Source organism: Pseudomonas sp. 05N36 (assembly GCF_056397385.1).
This window is the reverse complement of record NZ_JBFTNH010000005.1, coordinates 319649-338349: the sequence shown is the minus strand read 5'-3', so window position 1 is coordinate 338349 and position 18701 is coordinate 319649. Positions and strand designations below refer to the sequence as shown.

At 60.2% G+C, this 18701-nt stretch carries 16 protein-coding genes; 8 read left to right on the top strand and 8 right to left on the bottom strand.

Annotated features, from left to right (window positions below):
* Positions 1-32 precede the first annotated feature (32 nt).
* Positions 33-605 (bottom strand): xanthine phosphoribosyltransferase, encoded by a 573-nt coding sequence (locus AC1DIH_RS09965; RefSeq protein WP_103314714.1) that lies wholly within the window; start codon positions 603-605, stop codon positions 33-35.
* A 57-nt stretch (positions 606-662) separates the two neighbouring features.
* Positions 663-2672, bottom strand: coding sequence for a DNA helicase Rep (gene rep / locus AC1DIH_RS09960; RefSeq protein ID WP_427529625.1), 2010 nt, complete (start codon positions 2670-2672; stop codon positions 663-665).
* A 265-nt stretch (positions 2673-2937) separates the two neighbouring features.
* Here rep and AC1DIH_RS09955 point away from each other — a divergent pair, with 265 nt between their 5' ends.
* On the top strand, positions 2938-4608 hold the full coding sequence (locus tag AC1DIH_RS09955) for a putative bifunctional diguanylate cyclase/phosphodiesterase (RefSeq protein WP_427538913.1): 1671 nt from the start codon (positions 2938-2940) through the stop codon (positions 4606-4608).
* A gap of 134 nt (positions 4609-4742) precedes the next feature.
* Here AC1DIH_RS09955 and AC1DIH_RS09950 read toward each other — a convergent pair whose 3' ends face one another.
* Positions 4743-6140 (bottom strand): NorM family multidrug efflux MATE transporter, encoded by a 1398-nt coding sequence (locus tag AC1DIH_RS09950; RefSeq protein WP_477771551.1) that lies wholly within the window; start codon positions 6138-6140, stop codon positions 4743-4745.
* 158 nt (positions 6141-6298) lie between these two features.
* Between AC1DIH_RS09950 and AC1DIH_RS09945 the strand changes: the two genes are divergently transcribed.
* The 3 genes from AC1DIH_RS09945 (at position 6299) to AC1DIH_RS09935 (ending at position 10750) form a co-directional block, all read left to right on the top strand.
* Complete coding sequence (locus AC1DIH_RS09945; protein WP_477771550.1) at positions 6299-7219, top strand: LysR substrate-binding domain-containing protein; 921 nt, start codon at positions 6299-6301, stop codon at positions 7217-7219.
* Between the two features lie 190 nt (positions 7220-7409).
* Positions 7410-9386 (top strand): methyl-accepting chemotaxis protein, encoded by a 1977-nt coding sequence (locus AC1DIH_RS09940; RefSeq protein ID WP_477771549.1) that lies wholly within the window; start codon positions 7410-7412, stop codon positions 9384-9386.
* 149 nt (positions 9387-9535) lie between these two features.
* Complete coding sequence (locus tag AC1DIH_RS09935; protein ID WP_477771548.1) at positions 9536-10750, top strand: aldose 1-epimerase family protein; 1215 nt, start codon at positions 9536-9538, stop codon at positions 10748-10750.
* Positions 10751-10756: 6 nt separating this feature from the next.
* Here the strand turns inward: AC1DIH_RS09935 and AC1DIH_RS09930 are convergent, their stop codons facing one another.
* The 3 genes from AC1DIH_RS09930 to AC1DIH_RS09920 all read right to left on the bottom strand — a co-directional run bounded on the left by AC1DIH_RS09930 (position 10757) and on the right by AC1DIH_RS09920 (position 13709).
* Positions 10757-12352 carry a YifB family Mg chelatase-like AAA ATPase gene (locus AC1DIH_RS09930; protein WP_477771590.1) on the bottom strand — a complete coding sequence of 532 codons (1596 nt, stop codon included), beginning with the start codon at positions 12350-12352 and terminating at the stop codon, positions 10757-10759.
* A 187-nt stretch (positions 12353-12539) separates the two neighbouring features.
* Complete coding sequence (locus AC1DIH_RS09925; protein ID WP_477771547.1) at positions 12540-13067, bottom strand: BRO-N domain-containing protein; 528 nt, start codon at positions 13065-13067, stop codon at positions 12540-12542.
* A 381-nt stretch (positions 13068-13448) separates the two neighbouring features.
* Positions 13449-13709 (bottom strand): accessory factor UbiK family protein, encoded by a 261-nt coding sequence (locus tag AC1DIH_RS09920; RefSeq protein ID WP_477771546.1) that lies wholly within the window; start codon positions 13707-13709, stop codon positions 13449-13451.
* 414 nt (positions 13710-14123) lie between these two features.
* Here AC1DIH_RS09920 and glnK point away from each other — a divergent pair, with 414 nt between their 5' ends.
* The 4 genes from glnK (at position 14124) to sutA (ending at position 16901) form a co-directional block, all read left to right on the top strand.
* Positions 14124-14462, top strand: coding sequence for a P-II family nitrogen regulator (glnK, locus tag AC1DIH_RS09915; RefSeq protein ID WP_002555808.1), 339 nt, complete (start codon positions 14124-14126; stop codon positions 14460-14462).
* Between the two features lie 33 nt (positions 14463-14495).
* Complete coding sequence (locus AC1DIH_RS09910) at positions 14496-15833, top strand: ammonium transporter (protein ID WP_477771545.1); 1338 nt, start codon at positions 14496-14498, stop codon at positions 15831-15833.
* Positions 15834-16046: 213 nt separating this feature from the next.
* On the top strand, positions 16047-16472 hold the full coding sequence (locus AC1DIH_RS09905; RefSeq protein ID WP_477771544.1) for a secondary thiamine-phosphate synthase enzyme YjbQ: 426 nt from the start codon (positions 16047-16049) through the stop codon (positions 16470-16472).
* 102 nt (positions 16473-16574) lie between these two features.
* Positions 16575-16901: a transcriptional regulator SutA gene (sutA, locus tag AC1DIH_RS09900; RefSeq protein ID WP_427529661.1), complete on the top strand. Its 327-nt coding sequence runs from the start codon at positions 16575-16577 to the stop codon at positions 16899-16901.
* Between the two features lie 193 nt (positions 16902-17094).
* Here the strand turns inward: sutA and AC1DIH_RS09895 are convergent, their stop codons facing one another.
* Complete coding sequence (locus AC1DIH_RS09895; RefSeq protein WP_477771543.1) at positions 17095-17805, bottom strand: HAD family hydrolase; 711 nt, start codon at positions 17803-17805, stop codon at positions 17095-17097.
* On the bottom strand, positions 17802-18701 hold the full coding sequence (gene xerC / locus AC1DIH_RS09890) for a tyrosine recombinase XerC (protein WP_477771542.1): 900 nt from the start codon (positions 18699-18701) through the stop codon (positions 17802-17804). Before xerC ends, AC1DIH_RS09895 begins: the two co-directional genes overlap by 4 nt.

Below are 18701 nucleotides of genomic sequence, written 5' to 3'. Positions count from 1 at the left end.
TCGCTCCCACACTGGATATGCGGTGTGGCGGGTTATTCGATAAAGGTCACGACACCGCCAGCCAGGGATTTGACCCGGGCCAGGGACTCGACGCGGTAGCCTTGCGCGTCCAGCTCGGCGCGGCCGCCCTGGAACGACTTCTCGATCACGATACCCAGGCCTGCCACGGTGGCGCCGGCCTGTTTGATGATCGAAATCAGCGCCTGCGACGCCTTACCGTTGGCCAGGAAGTCGTCGATGATCAGCACGCGGTCGCTGCTGGTCAGATGACGTGGAGAGATGGCCACGGTGCTTTCGGTCTGCTTGGTGAACGAGTAAACGCTCGCCGACAGCAGGTTTTCAGTCAGGGTCAGGGACTGGTGCTTGCGGGCGAAGATCACCGGCACGCCGAGGTTCAGACCGGTCATGATCGCCGGAGCGATGCCCGACGCTTCGATGGTGACGATCTTGGTGATCCCCGAATCCTTGAACAGCGTGGCGAATTCGTCGCCGATCAGCTTCATCAATTGCGGGTCGATCTGGTGGTTCAGAAAGGCGTCGACTTTCAGGACCTGGTCGGAAAGCACGATGCCTTCTTCGCGAATTTTCTTGTGCAGTGCTTCCACAACAGCTTCCTCTGTTAGCGCTACGGGCGCCGAAAGTAGATTGAAAAGTAGCCGATTCTAGCGTTTTAACATCGCGCGTATATCCGCCAATGCGCTATTGCCACGTACGGCTTTGACTTCGGTCGGGGTGTCGTCGTTGCCTTCCCACGCCAGGTCGTCCGGCGGCAGTTCATCGAGGAAACGGCTCGGCGCGCAGTCGATGATTTCGCCGTACTGTTTGCGCTTGGCGGCAAAGGTGAACGCCAGGGTCTGGCGTGCGCGGGTAATCCCGACGTAGGCCAAACGGCGTTCTTCTTCGATGGTGTCGGCTTCGATGCTGGAGCGGTGCGGGAGGATTTCCTCTTCCATGCCCATGATGAACACGTAGGGGAATTCCAGGCCCTTGGAAGCGTGCAAGGTCATCATCTGCACGCCTTCGGCGCCGTCTTCCTCTTCCTGCTGACGTTCGAGCATGTCGCGCAAGACCAGCTTGCCGATTGCGTCTTCGACGGTCATTTCGCCGTCTTCGTCTTTTTCAAGGGTGTTTTTCAGTGCCTCGATCAGGAACCAGACGTTACCCATGCGGTAGTCGGCGGCCTTGTCGCTGGAGCTGTTGGTGCGCAGCCAGTTCTCGTAGTCGATGTCCATGACCATGCTGCGCAGGGCCGAGATCGGATCTTCGCCGGCACACTGCTCGCGCACGCGGTCCATGAAGCGCTTGAAGCGTGCCAGACGATCGGTGAAGCGGCTGTCCAGATGCTCGCCCAGGCCGATTTCATCGGTCGCGGCATACATCGAGATCTTGCGTTCGGTCGCGTAGTTGCCGAGCTTTTCCAGCGTGGTCGAACCGATTTCCCGGCGTGGGACGTTGATCACCCGCAGGAAGGCGTTGTCGTCATCCGGGTTCACGATCAGGCGGAAGTAGGCCATCAGGTCTTTGACTTCCTGGCGTCCAAAGAAGCTGTTGCCACCGGAAAGGCGATAAGGAACCTGGTGGTGTTGCAGCTTCAGCTCGATCAGCTTGGCCTGGTAGTTACCACGGTAGAGGATCGCGAAATCGCTGTAGGGGCGGTCGGTGCGCAGGTGCAGGCTAAGGATTTCCACGGCCACGCGCTCGGCTTCGGCGTCTTCGTTGCGGCAGCGGATCACCCGGATCTCGTCGCCATGGCCCATCTCGCTCCACAGTTGTTTTTCAAACTCGTGGGGATTGTTCGAGATCAGTACGTTGGCACAGCGCAGGATACGGCTGGTGGAGCGGTAGTTTTGCTCCAGCATCACCACTTTCAAGGACGGATAGTCGTCCTTGAGCAGCATCAGGTTTTCCGGGCGGGCACCGCGCCAGGCGTAGATCGACTGGTCGTCGTCGCCCACCACGGTGAACTGGTTTCGGGTGCCGATCAGCAATTTCACCAGCAGGTACTGGCTGGCGTTGGTGTCCTGGTATTCGTCCACCAGCAGGTAGCGGACTTTGTTCTGCCACTTTTCGAGAATGTCGGCGTGTTCCTGGAACAGCTTCACCGGCAGCAGGATCAGGTCATCGAAATCCACTGCGTTGAACGCCTTGAGCGTGCGCTGATAGTGGGTGTAGACGATGGCGGCAGTCTGCTCCTTGGGGTTGCGGGCGTTTTCCAGGGCTTCGGGCGGCAGGATCAGGTCGTTCTTCCAGGCGCCGATCATGTTCTTGATCTCGTCGACGCCGTCGTCGCCCGAGTATTCCTTCTGCATGATGTCGGTCATCAGGGCTTTGACGTCGGTCTCGTCAAAAATCGAGAAACCCGGTTTGTAGCCCAGCCGCACATGCTCCTTGCGGATGATGTTCAGCCCAAGGTTGTGGAACGTGCACACCGTCAGACCGCGTCCTTCACCACCCTTGAGCAACGTGCCGACCCGCTCCTTCATCTCGCGCGCGGCCTTGTTGGTAAAGGTCATGGCGACGATGTACTGGGCGCGAATGCCACAGCTCTGGATCAGGTGGGCGATTTTACGGGTGATTACACTGGTCTTGCCGGAGCCAGCACCGGCGAGCACCAAAAGAGGGCCGCCGACGTAGCTCACGGCTTCTTGCTGCCGGGGATTGAGTCGGGACATGACGGAAAAGGGAGTCGTTTGCGAAAAGGGCGGGCATTTTAACAGGATGCACAGATTCTGCCGCCTCTCTCCGACTTGTGACGTACCACGCTATCTAAATTTGCCGGTTTTGTTACTTTCCCGCAGGATGCGTGCTGAATTGGCGACTAATGTTCGATTCGCTGCGCTACAACAGAGTGTTTGATAATCAATATCATTGGTCATTGTTTATCTGCGCGTCATAATGCCCGCCGCCAACATCTTTTGCAGAGTCTAGGGAGCTAGCTTGTCTACGCCTGTCGAACCCTTGCGTTTGCTGCTACTGGCCGAAGAGCCAGCGTGGGCAGCGTTGTTACGCGAGTGTCTGGCTCCTATGGGGAGCTCGGCTGTGCTGATCAGTGCACCGACCTGGGAGTCGGTGAGCAGCCTATTTGCTGACAACCGCACTGCGGTCCTGTTGACCAGTCCCGCACTCCAACCGGAGCCGGGCCGTTGCAACCTGCCGACGGTGCTGTTGCTCGAACATGAACCGTCCACCCCGCCGGACGGTGTCAGCGACTGGCTGGTTCGCGATGCGCTGGATGTGGATACATTGCGCCGCAGCCTGCGCCATGTGCGTGAGCGCGGCGTGCTTGAAAACACCCTGCAGCGTCTCGCCGAGCAGGACCCGCTGACCGGGATTGCCAACCGCCAGGGGTTTCAGACCCTGCTGGCGGCGCGTCTGGCGGAGAATGACGGCCGTGGCCTGGCGCTGGGGCACCTCGACCTCGACAACTTCCGACACGCCAACGATGCCCTCGGCCACCAGGCCGGTGACCGGCTGATCCTGCAAGTGGTCTCGCGGCTCAAGAGCCAGCTTGAAGCCGGTGATCAACTGGCGCGTCTGGGCAGCGACGAATTCGCCTTGCTTATCGACACCCGTCGCGCACCGCAACGCGCCGAGTGGATAGCCGAACGCATCACCGAAGTCATGGCCGAACCCTACTGGGTCGACGGCGAAAGCCTGTTGATCGGTTGCAGCCTGGGCATCGCCCACGCGCGCGCGCAGGCGGGCGCCGACCCGTTGATGTGGCACGCGCATATCGCCATGCAGCAGGCCAAAAGCACCCAAGGCTGCACCTTCCATATCTTCAATGAACGTATCAACCGCAACGCACGCAGCCTCGCCGACCTTGAAAGCGAACTGCGCCGGGCCTTGCGCCGCGATGAGCTGGAATTGCATTACCAGCCGCGGCTGAACCTCGACGACGGGAAGATCGTCGGCCTCGAGGCTTTGGTGCGTTGGCGCCATGGCGAGCGCGGGCTGCTGCCGCCGAGCGAGTTCGTGCCATTGGCCGAGCAGAGCGGTTTGATCGTGCCGTTGGGGTACTGGGTGATTTCCCGTGCCTTGCGCGACATGCAGGCGTTGCGCGAACGCGGTCTGCCGCCGTTGCACATGGCGGTCAACCTGTCGTTCCGACAGTTCCAGGACAGTCAGTTGCTGTCGACATTGAGCCGGCTGATTGCCGAGCGCGGTGTCGAAGCGCAGTGGCTGGAATTCGAACTGACGGAAACCGCCGTGATGCGCCGCAGCGATCTGGTCAAGCAGACCATGGACGCTTTGGGGCGTCTGGGCGTGCGTTTCTCCCTGGACGATTTCGGCACCGGTTTCTCATCGTTCGTGCACCTCAACAGCCTGCCGATTGCCTTGTTGAAGATCGACAAGAGCTTTGTCGGTGGCATGGAGACGCGTGAGGAGAATCGCAAGCTGGTCCACGCGATGATAAACCTGGCGCACAACCTCAACCTGGAAGTGGTCGCCGAGGGCGTTGAAACCCTTGAACAGCTTGAGCTGCTGCGTGATTTTGGTTGTGATCAGGTGCAGGGTTACCTGATTAGCAAGCCGTTGCCACTGGCTGAGCTGGTTGAGTATCTGGAGTTCGGTTCCAGCCAACCGGCGCTGGAAGTGATGGTTTAGCCGATCTGTCATCTGGCACGAACCCTTGTGGGAGCGAGCCTGCTCGCGATAGCGGAGTATCAGTCAACATCAATGTTGCCTGCATGGCCTCATCGCGAGCAGTCGAGCGTCGACCGGCTGCTCCCACAGGAAACTCAGTCTGTCTGAACGACTTCGAAACCTGGCTGTGATGACGGTTCACGCCGGATCATCCGCTTCATCTTCCATTCGAACGCCAGCGTCAGGCTCACGGCCGAGCACGCCAGGCCCAGCGCCAGCCCCCACCAGACGCCAGTCGGCCCCCAATGGAGGTGGAAAGCCATCAACCACGCCGCCGGAGCACCGATCAGCCAATAGCAGGCGAGGCCGACCAGGAAGGTGGTCTTGGCGTCCTTCAGGCCGCGAATACAGCCCATGGCAATGGTTTGCGTGCCATCGAAAAACTCGAACCACGCCGCCACCATCAACAGACTCACGGCCAGCTGAATGACCTCGCGAAACGCCGGGTCGTTATGGTCCAGGAACAGTCCCACCAGTTGGTTCGGCATCAGCCAGAAGACCATGGCAAACCCGAGCATCGCCGCGCCACCAAAGGCAATCCCGACCCGCCCGGCCAAGCGCGCATCGAGCAACTGCCCGGCGCCGTAGTGCTGGCCGATGCGCATGGTGATCGCATACGAAAGCCCCGCCGGAATCATGAACGCCACCGAGACGATTTGCAGGGCGATCTGATGCGCCGCCAATTGCGTGCTGCCCATGGTGCCCATGCACAACGCGGCGAACGCAAACAGGCCGACCTCTACCGCGTAGGTGCCGCCAATCGGCAGGCCCAGGCGCCACAGCTCGCGCAAGTACTGGCGATTGGGCCGTGACAGGCCCTTGCGCAGTGGGTACGCGTCGTAAGCCGGGTGCCGGCGAATATGCCAGGCCAGGCCCAGCGCCATGCAGTTGGCGACGATGGCGGTGACCAGGCCGATCCCCATCAGACCCATTTTAGGCAGGCCGAACATGCCGGTGATCAATGCATAGTTGAGCAGGAAGTTGGCCACGGTCCCGATAAGGCTGATGACCATCACCGGCGTCGTCCGGCCGATGGCGCTGGTAAAACCGCGCAAGGCCATGAAACTCAGGTAGCCGGGCAGGGCGAACGGCAGAATCAACAGGAACTGGCCGGCCGCGTGCACGTTGCTTTCGGTCTGGCCGAACAGCAGCAACACCGGTTTGAGGTTCCACAGCAGCAGGCCCGCCACCAACGCCATCAACCACGCGAGCCAAAGCCCGGCCTGGGTCAGCCGGGCGGCGCCTTCGATGTCGCCAGCACCCTGCCGGATCGCCACCAGCGTGCCAACCGCCGCGATCACGCCAATGCAGAAAATCGATACGAACGAATAGCTTGCCGCGCCCAGACCGCCACCGGCCAAGGCTTCCGGGCTGAGCCGAGCCATCATCAAGGTATCGGTGAGGATCATCAGCATGTGCGCCAACTGCGAGGCAATCAACGGCCCCGCCAGCCGCAGGATGGCCCAGAGTTCGGTATGTGCTGGATGCTGCATGATCATCACGCTCGTTTAGTCAGATAAATCGGGAAGGGTTGATTCTCGGCGCTCGCAAGCGTTTGCACAAAGGGATAAAAACGATTGCTCGCATGACTAAAACTCATGCTGGAGAGTTTCTGATAAGGTTTCGGGGTCGCGCTATAGGAGCTTTCCCAATGTCTCGTCGTCTTCCTCCGTTGTATGCCCTTCGCGCTTTCGAGGCCGCGGCGCGGCACAGTTCGTTTACCCGTGCTGCCGAAGAATTGTCGATCACCCAAAGCGCCGTCAGCCGACATGTGCGTACGCTGGAGGAGCATTTTGCCTGTCGGCTGTTTCAACGCAGCGGACGCAATTTGCAACTGACCGAGGCCGCACGTTTGCTGCTGCCGGGTGTGCGTGAGGGCTTTGGTGCGCTGGAGCGGGCCTGCAATACCTTGCGCGCCGAAGATGACGTCTTGCGCATGAAAGCCCCTTCGACCCTGACCATGCGCTGGCTGTTGGCGCGACTCAGTCGCTTTCGGCATTTGCAGCCGGGCAACGAGGTGCAACTGACCAGCGCCTGGATGGACGTCGACTCGGTGGACTTCAATCACGAACCGTTCGATTGCGCGGTGTTATTGAGCAATGGGCATTTTCCACCGGACTGGGAAGCCAGTTACCTGTTCCCGGAACTGCTGATCCCGGTTGGCTCACCGAATCTGTTGAATGATCAGCCATGGGATATCGAGCGGCTGGCCAGTACCGAATTGCTCCACCCGACTCCTGACCGTCGTGATTGGCGCAGTTGGCTGGAGCGTATGGGCCTGTCCGAGCAGGTGTCGCTCAAGGGCGGGCAAGTCTTCGATACGCTGGAGCTGGGGATGATTGCCGCCGCCCGAGGTTACGGGGTGTCGATGGGCGACTTGCTGATGGTGGCCGAAGATGTGGCTCAGGGACGTCTGAGTTTGCCGTGGCCGACCGCCGTCGCCAGTGGTCTGAATTATTACCTGGTCTGGCCGAAAACCCGCCCCGGCGGTGAACGTTTGCGTCGCCTCAGCGACTTCCTCCAGGGCGAGGTCCAGGCCATGGAATTGCCGGATGTCGAGCGCCTCGGCTGAATCGTTCTAGCTGTCGCCATGGCGGCCTTGAGCGATATCCTTGTGAGTCGCTCAAGTATTCATCCGTGCCGCCGAATCCTTGAAAGTGGAACCTTCGTTCTGAAAGGTTTCGCGCTTCCCCTATTACTGGATATTTTGCCGAGCCACGCGACGCGATCAGGATGATCCGGCTCCTCGGCCAGGAGCTGTCATGTCTCAACCTCGTGCCCGGATCGCGTCACAATTGGGGCTTGCCCTTGCCGTCATCCTGGCGGTCGTCATCAGCGGCAGCACGGTGTTCGCCCTGCGCTCGCTGGATTCTGCCAACCTCGACACGCGTGAAGAGCATCTGGCCAGTGAGGCGCGGTTGCTGGCTGACCAGTTGAGCACTTTCCACGGCACCCTGCGCGAAAGCACCCAGCGCCTGAGCGGGTTGTTTGAAAAGCGTTTCAGCGGCGGTTTGAGCGTGCACCCGGAGCAGCCGGTGACGGTGGCGGGCGTGCAGACACCGGGCCTGCATCTGGGCAACGAAGTGTTGAACAACAACTTCGACAAGGTCGATGAGTTCAAACAAATGACTGCCGGCGTGGCGACGTTGTTCGTGCGCAGCGGCGAGGACTTCATTCGGGTCAGCACCTCGTTGAGCAAGCAGGACGGCACCCGCGCCATCGGCACGCTGCTCGACCATGCGCACCCGGCCTATCAGCGGCTGATGGCGGGGCAGAGCTATGTCGGCCGGGCCTTGCTGTTCGATCGTTCCTACATGACGCAGTACACCCCCGTGCGCGACAGCAGCGGCAGGGTGATCGCGGTGTTGTTCGTGGGTTTCGATTACACCGATGCGCAGAGCGCGCAGTTCGACAACCTCAAGTGCTTCCGCATCGGCCAGAGCGGTTCACTGGCGCTGCTCGATGAGCAAAACAAATGGCTGGTGCCGCCGGCCGGCGTGCAGGCGCTGGACCAGGCGACTTCGACCATCGCTGGTTTGGCCAGGACGCCGGGGCAGGGCGCGTTCTGGAGCGACAAGTCCGAAGACTTCTACAGCGTTGCGGTGCCGTTCGAGGGCGGGCCGTGGTCGGTGGTGGCGAGCATGCCGAAAAGCGAAATCCGTGCAGTGACCTGGAGCGTCGGTATCCGCCTGGCCATTGGCAGCCTGCTGGCGATGCTGCTGGCAGTGGGCGCGGCAGTCTGGCTGTTGCGCAGCAAACTGGCACCGCTGGGTGATCTGGTGCGGCAGGCCGAAGCCTTGGGCGCGGGTGATCTGAGCGTGCGTTTGAACGTGTCGAGCCAGGATGAAATCGGTCAACTGGCGCGCAGCTTCAATCAGATGAGCCAAGCTTTATCGACCATGGTCGAGCACATCCGCAAGGCCTCGGGAGAGGTCAACAGTCGCGCGCAGGCATTGTCCGGGTTGTCCGGCGGTGCGTATGAAGGGATGGAGCAGCAGTCCGGTGAAATCACCAGCATGGCCGGCGCTGTGGAAGAGTTCAGTGCGACCTCGCTGAACATCGCTGACAACATGGGCAACACCGAGCGTCTGGCCCAGGAAAACGCACAACAGACAAGGATCGGTCGTACCTCGATGGAAGAAGCCTCTTCGTCCCTTGAGCAGATTGCTAGTGCTCTCAATAGCACGGCGACGGTGATCAACACCCTGGGTCAGCGCTCCCAGGAAATCGGTGGCATTGTCGGGGTGATTACCGCGATTGCCGATCAAACTAACTTGCTCGCGCTCAACGCTGCCATCGAAGCCGCGCGTGCCGGCGAACAGGGCCGTGGTTTTGCAGTGGTGGCAGACGAAGTGCGCAACCTGGCCTCGCGCACTCGCGAAGCGACAGACGAAATTTCCGGGATGATCCAAAGCATCCAGCAGGAAACCGGTAACGCCATCAGCACCATGGAGCAAGGCAACCTGCTGATGCGCGAAGGCCTGACGCGCAACGCCAATGTTGCGTCGGCGCTGGCACGGATCGACGAACAAAGCCGCTCGGCCGGCCAGCAATTCGCTGCGATCACTACAGCCACCCAGGAGCAGAGCAGTACCGCGACCTTGCTCAGCAGCAACCTGCAAAGCATTGCCCTCGCCAACAGTGAGCAGCGTGAAGTGGTGTCGAACCTGGCGATCACCGCCAAGGAGCTGGAGAAGCTGGCGGCGGATTTGCGGCATGAGGTTGATCGTTTTCGCTGAGGCACTTCCGGAATTGCCATCGCTGGCAAGCCTGTTGTTGGCGATTGAATCCGTCGACTGAGGTTTGCGGGTGTTGCGCTGTTTTTATGCTTGCTGAAACGTTTCATCAGCGCTATAAAAACTGCACAACTCCAAGAAAGGTTTTCCCCATGACCCCGCTCAAACTGCTCGTCACGCTCGGCGCAATGACCGCTGCCTCCCACGTCATGGCCTGGGATTACGTGCTGCTCGACACCGACAAGGCTGCCCAGAACCAGCAAATCACTAGCCAACAGCTCGGTGTGAAGACCGACAAACCGTTCTCCGTGACCCTGCGCACCCTGCACGGCGGTCGGCAGGAGGGCGTCAGCATCGTCGACATTGATAACGGCACGATGAAACTCTCGGTGGTGCCGACCCGTGGGATGAACGTCCTGCAGGCGTCGGTGGGTAATGTGCGTATGGGTTGGGATTCGCCGGTCAAGGACGTGGTCAATCCGTCCTTTATCGAACTCAACGGGCGTGGCGGACTGGGCTGGCTCGAAGGCTTCAATGAACTGGTCACCCGCTGCGGCTACGAATGGGTCGGTCACCCCGGCATGGACAACGGCGAACTGCTGACCCTGCATGGCCGCGCCGCGAACATTCCGGCCAGTAAAGTCACGCTGCACATTGATGAAAAACCGCCTTACGCCATCAGCCTGCGCGGTGAGTTGAAAGAGCAGGCGTTCAAGAAGGTCGACTTCTCGGTGATGACTGAACTGGTCACCGAACCCGGCAGTGTGCACTTCGCCCTCAACGATACCCTGACCAACAACGGCGACTATCCGAAGGAATACCAGGCGCTCTACCACAGCAACTTCAGCACCCCGTTCCTGGAACAGGGCGCCCGCTTCGCTGCGCCGGTGAAACAGGTGTCACCGTTCAACGACAAGGCCAAGGGGGATTTGCCCGACTGGCAAACCTACCGCGCGCCGACCAAGGACTACGACGAAACCGTCTACAACGTCGTGCCGTATGCCGATACCAAGGGCGATACGCTGACCGTGCTGCACAACAAGGCGGGCAGCCTCGGGGTGTCGGTAGGCTTCAATACCAAGCAATTGCCGGTGTTCTCCCTGTGGAAAAACACCGATACCCAAGGCCAGGGCTATGTCACGGGGCTGGAGCCGGGGACGAGTTTTTCCTATAACCGTCGGTATCAGCGGCCTCTGAACCTGGTGCCGACGATTGCCGCCAAGGAGCAGAAGCAGTTCCAGATCAGCTATAGCTTGCTGGCGGATAAAGCGGCTGTGGATAAAGCGTTGAAGCGGGTGAGTGAAATTCAGGGGACGCGGGAGACTGAAGTGCGGCAAACGCCGTTGGTGGATCTCACCAAGGAATAACCTCGACTAGTGGCTGGTCGGTCGATACTGCAACGCCTCGGCCAGGTGCTCGCGGGTGATGCCATCGACCTGCTCAAGGTCCGCCAGGGTGCGCGCTACCTTGAGCAGTCGGTGTGCCGCTCGTAGCGACAAGGTCAATCGCTCGCACGCGTTTTCCAGCCAGTGTTCATCGGCTGTGGATAACGTGCAGTGTTGGCGCAGGCCTGGCAGGTCGAGGAAGGCATTGGCGCAGCCTTGGCGTTTGTATTGTCGCTCCCTTGCGTCCGCGACCAGGGCGGCGGCGGTTACGGTGTCATCGCCGGGTTTTACCGCTGGATTCAACGCCGTGACTTCTCGGGCGACCGTCAGGTGCAGATCAATTCGATCCAGCAGCGGTCCCGACAGTTTGTTGCGATAACGCTGGATCTGGTCCGGTGAGCAGCAACAGCGGCCGCTCGGTTCGCCAAGATATCCACAGGGGCACGGGTTCATTGCCGCCACCAGTTGAAAACGCGCGGGAAAACGCACGCGGTCACGGGCTCGGGAAATCACAATGCATCCTGATTCCAGCGGTTCTCTCAGCACCTCCAGCACCTTGCGATCAAACTCCGGCAGCTCATCGAGGAACAGGACGCCGTGGTGGGCGAGGGTGATTTCACCGGGCTGCGGTTTTGAGCCTCCGCCCACCAGTGCCGGGCCGGACGCCGAATGGTGTGGCTGGCGGAACGGACGTTGCGGCCAATGGCTCAACGGCACACAACTGGCGACCGATTGAATCGCCGCGACTTCCAGCGCTTCGCTCTCAGCCAGTGGCGGCAGCAGCCCGGGCAAACGACTCGCCAGCAGGGTTTTCCCCGTCCCTGGTGGTCCGCTGAACAACAGGTTATGAGCCCCCGCAGCAGCGATCAACAAGGCACGCTTGGCCGCAATCTGGCCCTGTACCTCATTTAAATCGGGGTAGGGTTTGCTGGCGTAGAGCAATCCATTGGACACAAACGGTTCTACGGGCGTGTGGCCATTGAAATGCGCGACTGCCTCCAGCAGATGATCCACCGCAATGACCTTCAGTCCTGACGCCAGGCACGCTTCCTCGGCATTTGCCCGCGGCACCATCAGCGATCGTCTAGCCTTGCGCGCCGCCAGTGCCGCCGGCAACACACCTCGAACCGCCCGAACTTCGCCGGACAGCGCCAACTCACCCAGACACTCCACGTCATCCAGCGTCAGGGTCGGCACCTGCACACTGGCAGCCAGAATCCCCAGGGCGATCGCCAGATCGAATCGCCCGCCGTCCTTCGGTAAATCGGCCGGGGCAAGATTCAAGGTGATGCGCCGCGCCGGGAATTGCAGCCCGGAATTGATGATCGCACTGCGCACCCGGTCCTTGCTTTCCTTCACCGCAGCTTCCGGCAACCCCACCATCGTCAGCGACGGCAAGCCGTTGGCCAGATGGACTTCTACGGTAACGGCGGGCGCTTCCACACCGATCTGGGCGCGGCTGTGGACGATAGCCAGAGACATGATCATTCCTTGAGCTGACGAGAACCGCTTCCTGCGGTTTTTTTGAAGGGTAGTTGCGACGTAGTGGTTTAGCGCGGCGGCTGAGGAGCGAAACCTTCGCAGGATGTTGCGGATGTCGGTTTAAGAATTTCGGGGGTGAAAAGAACCACTATTTAGACTAATGCCTGTCAGTTAAGCCGTAACGCGATCCGTAGCAGCTGCCGAAGGCTGCTACGGGTCATACGTCGCGCCCTGGATCTCTTAACTGACTGGCATTAGCCATTTAGGCGGCGAGCCACCCAGATGTTCATTAAAGCGACTGAAGCACCCGTGAAGCGCGTTTCCACCACGGGGCATTGACCATACGTCGTGGTCGCTCCCCCTCCGGCAACAGGTGTGGAACATCCTGCAGCCGGATCCACGGCTGGTTGTTCCAGTGCAGCAAGCTTAGCGACATTTCCGGCCAGTTCAGCAGGCTCAGTATCGGGCGTTCGGCTGTGGTGGGTTGCTGGGCGTCTCTAAGGGCTGGGACCACGTCGTGGGTCAGCCATTCGCGCAGGCCCCGGTATTCGGGGCAGTAGTGATAAACCAGCAGCGCGTAGACGCCGGATTCGCTGATCAGCAGCGTATGTTCGATGCAGCCGTGGATGTGCATTGTCGCGGTTTGGTGTTGATCAGGGTCGAGTTTGCGTAGCGCGCGTTCGTCGAGGAACAGCCGAAGCAATCGACCGAGGTCGCGGGCACTGAACCAAGGCTGGTTTTCCAGCAGCAGGGCGTGGAGGTGGAGTTTGTGGCGGGTGAAGACGTGAGGGATCAGGTAGGCGTCATTGCTATTCATCGATGCAGCTCCTTTTGCTTAAGGGGCTGCCAGCAATCGTCGCCAAACGATTAGGTGGCAGCTATACGCGGGTTGGCGAACCGGAGCAAAAGGAACCCGGCAGACCCGAAGATCTCCCACGCACAGCCGCCATGAATCGAGTGACGGACAAAAAGAGCCCGCCATCGGATGGTCGTCGTGCACCTTACGCTTTCCAGGTCGCCAAACCCAGTGCTGAACATTCAGCTGAAGTGAGCTTAGAAACCGGAGTTGTGCGGCGCAATCGGAAAGCGGTGGTGTTTTTGTAGGACTCAGCCTGGAAGTAGAGCTGAATCCAGAAATAGCAGGAGGGTCGTACCGACCCTAATCGCGAGCAGGCTCGCTCCCACAGGGGGTTGTGGGTTATTCGGCGGGTGGATTCAGCTTGGCTTCCAGCTCGGCGACTTTTGCCTCAAGGCTCTCAAGGCGTGCCCGGGTGCGCGCCAGGACGACCATCTGGCTGTCGAATTCTTCCCGGCTCACCAGGTCCAGTTTGCTGAAGCCGCTTTGCAGCAGGGCTTTGAACTGGCTTTCGATTTCGCTTTTTGGCAGCGGGGTTTTGCCGCTGAACAGGCGGGAGGCAGTGCCGCTCAGGGCATCAAGGAAGTCTTTGGGTGCGAGCATGAGAAATGTCCTGGAAACAATGGCGGGCAGTGTATCACGCAGTGTCTATAGTCATTGGCGCAGGCACGAATGCACGCTTTTCGCGCATGTTGCCGGGCATTCGCGCACTGTTGTTGTGCGTATCGCTGGCAGTGATGAGGCATTAGCACCTGCGGCAGCGGCCAAAGGATTGAAATCATTGGTTTTTCACGAGATGGCAAGCTTTCTGCTTAGTCCCTTGTGACCCATGCACTGATGCAGTCGCTGTGACGAATGCAGTGCGGCAGGCGGAGCGGGGAGTTTCGTCAGGAACGGTTAACTGGCGTCGGTCGGGCGAGTAGGGCCGACGATGCGTTACAAAGCCAGGCACTGCGCTTAGACTTGAGTCGGGTTTGTTTTCCTGGGGCAAGTCCACCAATTCGGGAGAGAGTTTTCATGAAGCTAGTCACTGCCATCATCAAGCCGTTCAAACTGGACGACGTACGCGAGTCGTTGTCCGAGATCGGCGTGCAGGGCATTACCGTCACTGAGGTCAAAGGCTTCGGTCGGCAGAAGGGTCACACCGAGCTGTATCGCGGGGCGGAATACGTGGTCGATTTCCTGCCCAAGGTGAAGATCGATGTCGCCATTGACGACAAGGATCTGGACCGGGTTATCGAGGCGATAACCAAGGCGGCCAACACCGGCAAGATTGGTGACGGCAAGATTTTCGTGGTCAATCTGGAACAGGCTATTCGCATCCGTACCGGCGAAACCGATACCGACGCAATCTAAGCCGCCAAACCCAACGCCCCAGGAGAAAACAAAATGACTCTGCGTAAATTCGCAGGGCTAGGAGCCCTGTTGTCCATCGTAATGCCCGGCCTGGCCATGGCGGCAGATCCGGTGGCTCCTCCAGTCCTCAATTCCGGCGATACCGCCTGGATGTTGACCTCTACTGCCCTCGTGCTGTTCATGACCATTCCAGGTCTCGCGCTGTTCTACGGCGGCATGGTTCGTTCCAAAAACGTTCTTTCGTTGATGATGCAGTGCTTCGCCATTACCGGCCTGGTCACCATCCTGTGGTTCCTCTATGGCTACAGCATGGCGTTTGACACCACGGGTATGGAAGTCAACGTCGTCAACCTCAATTCCTTTGTCGGCAGCTTCGCCAAGGCGTTCCTTGCCGGCATTACGCCTGCCAGTATTACCGGCCCTACGGCGCTGTTCCCCGAGGCGGTGTTTGTCACCTATCAGATGACCTTCGCCATCATCACCCCGGCGCTGATCGTCGGCGCCTTCGCCGAGCGGATGAAGTTCTCCGCAATGCTGGTGTTCATGGGCATCTGGTTCACCGTGGTTTACGCGCCGATCGCACACATGGTCTGGAGCGGTCCGGGTTCGCTGTTGGGTGACTGGGGCGTGCTCGACTTCGCGGGCGGCACCGTGGTCCACATCAACGCCGGTGTCGCAGGTCTGGTGGCGTGCCTGGTACTGGGCAAGCGCAAAGGCTTCCCGACCACTCCGATGGCTCCGCACAACCTCGGTTACACCCTGATGGGCGCCGCGATGTTGTGGGTGGGCTGGTTCGGTTTCAACGCAGGTTCCGCCTCGGCGGCCAACGGCACTGCCGGTATGGCCATGCTGGTGACTCAGATTGCTACCGCTGCAGCGGCCTTGGGCTGGATGTTCGCCGAGTGGCTGACCCACGGCAAACCTAGCGCACTGGGTATCGCTTCGGGCGTGGTTGCCGGTCTGGTTGCGATCACTCCGGCTGCGGGCACTGTTGGCCCGATGGGCTCGATGATCATTGGTCTGGCAGCGGGTGTGGTGTGCTTCTTCTGCGCCACGACCCTGAAACGCAAACTGGGTTACGACGACTCCCTCGACGCCTTCGGCGTGCACGGCATCGGCGGTATCCTCGGCGCGATCCTCACGGGTGTATTCGCGGCCCCGTCGCTGGGTGGCTTCGGCACCGTGACCGACATTGCGGCACAAGTCTGGATTCAGTGCAAAGGCGTGGGTTTCACGGTGATCTACACCGCGATCGCCACGTTCGTCATCCTCAAGGTGCTCGACGCCGTCATGGGGCTGCGCATTACCGAGGAAGAAGAGTCGGTGGGTATCGATCTGGCACTTCACAACGAGCGCGGCTACAACATGTAAGCAAGCGCATAAAAATTTGCCCGGCTTGCCGGGCATTTTTTTGTCTGGGATTTGTCTTCGAAAGTACGGCTGAAAGGTTTTTTCGTACACGTTTAGTGGTGTTTGTGGCGGGCGTTTTTCTGCGGCCAATGACTTACATGATTGAAGGAATATTAGGGCCTTTGTTTTTTCCCAGAGCGCGCTAGAATGCGCCCCGAACGTGCGGAGAACTGTATGTGGCAACAGACGCTGATAACCCTGCGGGCACGGCCCCGGGGCTTTCATCTGGTAACGGACGAGTTACTCGCCGGCCTGCCTGAACTCCAGGCATGTCGGGTCGGTCTGTTGCATTTGTGGCTGCAGCACACCTCGGCGTCGTTGACCATCAACGAGAACGCCGATCCGGCGGTACGTCGCGACTTCGAACGGTTTTTCAATCGGCTGGTCCCACAAGGAACAGCTGGCTATGAGCATAACGACGAAGGCCTGGACGACCTCCCGGCGCACTTCAAGGCCAGATTGCTAGGCTGTCAGTTGAGTCTGCCGATCAGGGCAGGCCGATTGGCGTTAGGGAGCTGGCAAGGTGTTTATCTGGGTGAGCACCGCGATCATGGTGGTGCTCGCAAAGTCCTCGCCACCGTGCACGGTGAAGAGGCATAAACCGCTGGTTACCAGCGGATGTTGATTTTTTTCCGGCGGTCGTCGACAGACGACAAAGCTGGGCTATAACTAATCTGCTTTTCGCAAGTCATGAGGTAGAACATGAGCGACGATGATCTGGAAAACGACGACCTCGAAGTAGGCGACGAAGACGAGACCGAAGAAGGCCTGGAAGCAGCGGCGGAAGACGTTGCTGACGACGATGTCGGTGATGACACGCCGGTCCCGACCGCCAAAGGCAAGGCCAAGGCTGCGGTGTCGGTAGACGAGCTGCCGAGTGTCGAGGCCAAGAACAAAGAGCGTGATGCTCTGGCGCGCGCGATGGAAGAGTTCCTTGCCAAAGGCGGCAAGGTTCAGGAAGTCGAGGCCAACGTGGTGGCGGATCCGCCAAAGAAGCCTGATAACAAGTACGGCAGCCGGCCTATCTAAGCGCCTGCTACGTGTTTGCTGAAAAAGCCCGCCGTCGCTGCGGGCTTTTTCATGGGTGAAGGAAAAGTTTTATGCATGGCGCAACCCTTGTGGGAGCGAGCTTGCTCGCGATGAGGGCATAACATTCAGAATTGATGTCGGCTGACACTCCGCTATCGCGAGCAAGCTCGCTCCCACAGGGATTGTGTGTCATTTATGGTCGGTGTTGGCTGTCCCACCGCGCCAACAGTGCCGGCAACTCGGTCAAACTGCGAATCTCGGCATCGGGCGCCTTGTCGGCTTCCCAGGCTTTACCGGCCGGGTTGAACCAGATCGCCCGCAATCCCGCCTGCTGAGCGCCGGCAATGTCATCGCCCGGATGATCGCCGATATGCACCGCGGCCTCTGCTGTTACATCGCCGCGTTTCAGGGCTTCGTGGAACAGCCGGGCATCGGGTTTGGCGATGCCGATATCCTCTGCGCACAAGATGAACTTGAAGTAATCCGCCAGCCCTAGGCGGCGCACATCCGCATTGCCGTTGGTGACCACGCCCAAGGCGTAGTGATTGGCCAGAATCTCCAGCGTCGGTTGCACCTCGGGGAAGATTTCCAGTTGATGCCGTGCGTGCAAAAACACTTCGAAGCCCTGATCGGCCAGCTCGCTGGCCTGCTCATGGGTGTAACCGGCTTCTTCCAGTGCGTGAAACAGCACTCGGCGGCGCAGGGCGCTGATGCGGTGCTTGAGGCTTGGTTCGTGGCTCAATACCCGCTCGCGAATCGTCCACAAGTGATCAACCGGCAAGGCACCGAGGCTGGGCGTGTGCTCGGCCAGCCACTGGCGCAGCACCGCTTCAGCGCTGTCGATCACCGGGGCGGTGTCCCACAGGGTGTCGTCGAGGTCGAAGGTGATCAGTTGGATTGTCATTGCTCATCGCCTTTGATGCGTTTGGCCCGTGGATGGGCGCTGTCGTAGACCGTGGCCAGGTGCTGGAAGTCCAGGTGGGTGTAGATCTGTGTGGTTTTGATGTCCGCGTGGCCGAGCAATTCCTGCACTGCGCGCAAGTCTTGCGAGGACTCCAGCAAGTGGCTGGCGAAGGAGTGTCGCAACATGTGCGGGTGCAGGTTTTGCCCCAGCTCACGTTCGCCGACAGCTTTAACCCGTGCCTGAACGGCCCGTGAGCCGAGGCGCCGGCCTTTCTGGCTGACGAATACCGCATCGTCCACCGGGTTCGCCATGGCGCGCAGCGGCAACCACAATTCCAGGGCCTCGCGGGCTTTCTTGCCGACGGGCAGCACCCGGGTTTTGCTGCCCTTGCCGAGCACTTGCACCAGGCCGTCCGCCAGGTCGAGCTGTTCAAGGTTGAGCCCGGTCAGCTCCGACAGGCGTAAACCGGACGAGTAGAACAGCTCAAGAATCGCCTGGTCGCGGCGCGCCATGAAGTCGTCTTCCACGGCGCCATCGAGCAGTTGCAGCGCCCGGTCGGTGTCGAGGGTTTTCGGCAGGCGGCGCTCGCCCTTGGGGGGCGCCAGGCCGTTGGCCGGGTCGTGGTCGCAGAGGCCTTCGCGGTTCAGGTAGTGATAGAGCCCGCGTACCGCCGACAGCAGCCGCGCCAGGCTGCGCGAGGATTGTCCTTGCGAGTGCAGGCGAGCGATCAGGCTGCGCAGGCGCTGGATGTCCAGCGCGGTCCAGCTGCCGATGTCCTGTTTTTTGCAGTGCGCCAGGACCTTGTTCAGGTCGCGCCGATAGGCTTTCAGCGTGTGAGGCGACACCTGACGCTCACTGCGCAGGTGCTCGCAGTAGGCGTCCAGTTGTCGTTCCAT